Raw genomic sequence first — 1,454 nt, forward strand, 5'->3', positions numbered from 1 at the left:
TTGAACTGCCTCCCATTTCTTGGACACGAGAAATGGGAGGCTTTTTATGCGTGTCGACTTGAGGATGAAACACGACATCGAGGCCAGGAAGGCGGCGATCGGGCTCTTCGAGCGAGGGCACGGCTTCAAGTCGGCGGCGAAGGCGCTATCGATCCCGCGCAACACCGTGAGACAATGGCTCTACGTATACCGGTCATTCGGAAGCGAGGTGCTGCTATCCATGGACGGCAAGCAGACCAGGTACACATACGAGCAGAAGGTCGCCGCCGCCTCGGCCGTGGTCGACGGCGGCATGGGCAAGCAGGACGCCATGAAGGCGTTCGGGGTCATGTCCCTGGCGCCGCTCAAGAGATGGTGCGCGCTCTACCGCGAGGGCGGCGCCGAGGCGCTCAGGCCCAAGCCCCGGGGCAGGCCGAAGGGGTCCGGCCCCAGGCCGCGCGAGCGCACCCGCGAGCAGGAGCTCGAGGAGCGCTGCCGAAGGCTCGAGACCGAGGTGGCCTACCTAAAAAAATTGCGTGCCCTGGTCGAGAGGGACGGGCTCTGACCAGGGCGAAGGTCGAGGCCGTGAGCGCCCTGCGCGCGGAGGGGTGCAAGCTGGGGAGCCTGCTGGAATGCGCCGGCCTGGCCCGATCCAGCTACTACTACGCGCTGTCGCACCCGGCCAGGCCGACGCGCCCGGAGCTGCGGGACGCGGTGGCGGAGATCTTCTCGCGCACGGCCAACGGGTGCGGCCACCGCCAGGTCGCCATGTGCCTGCGCGCGGAGCTGGGCGCGCGCATAGCCGACAAGACCGTGCTCAAGATGATGCGGGAGATGGGGGTCCGCTGCGGCATCCGCCGCGAGACCGACTACCATAGGTACAACTCGTACAGGGGCGTCGTGGGCGAGACGTTCGAGAACGTCATCGGGCGCGACTTCGCCGCCGACGGGCCGTGGCAGAAGATGGGCACCGACGTCACCGAGTTCAAGCAGCCCTGGGGCAAGGCCTACTTCGCGCCGGTGTACGACTTCGGCAGCAAGGAGATAGTCGCGTGGTCGACGTCGACCAGCCCGGACATGGCGCAGCAGGCCGAGCTGCTCGACCAGCTGCTGGCGAAGATGCCCGAGGGCGCGACGCCGGTGCTTCACAGCGACATGGGCTGGCAGTACCAGCACGCCGCATGGTGCGGGAGGTTGAAGGAAGCCGGGATCGTCCAGAGCATGTCCAGAAAGGGCAACTGCATCGACAACGGCGCCACCGAGCAGGTCTTCGGCCACATGAAGGACGAGTTCTTCCGTGGAAGGGCATGGCCCGACTTCGAGTCCTTCAAGGCGGACCTGGACGCGTACGTCGCCCATTGGAACACGAGGCGAAGGCAGGCTAAACTGAAGGGGCTGACCCCGGAGGAGTTCCGGAACCAGCCCCTTGCGGCGTAGTTCTTATTTAAGCCGTCCAAGTTTTGGGGTGCAGTTCA

At 65.8% G+C, this 1,454-nt stretch carries 2 protein-coding genes; both read left to right on the forward strand.

Going from position 1 to position 1,454, the window contains the following annotated elements; genetic code table 11:
- Positions 1-208: 208 nt before the first annotated feature.
- Positions 209-544 carry a helix-turn-helix domain-containing protein gene (locus ACEG18_RS09675; protein ID WP_372542582.1) on the forward strand — a complete coding sequence of 112 codons (336 nt, stop codon included), beginning with the start codon at positions 209-211 and terminating at the stop codon, positions 542-544.
- A gap of 20 nt (positions 545-564) precedes the next feature.
- Entirely contained in the window at positions 565-1,416 is an 852-nt protein-coding gene (locus tag ACEG18_RS09680; RefSeq protein WP_372542581.1) for an IS3 family transposase, read from the forward strand.
- Positions 1,417-1,454 lie beyond the last annotated feature (38 nt).

The sequence above is a fragment of the Collinsella aerofaciens genome (assembly GCF_041537385.1).
Classification (GTDB): domain Bacteria; phylum Actinomycetota; class Coriobacteriia; order Coriobacteriales; family Coriobacteriaceae; genus Collinsella; species Collinsella aerofaciens_BV.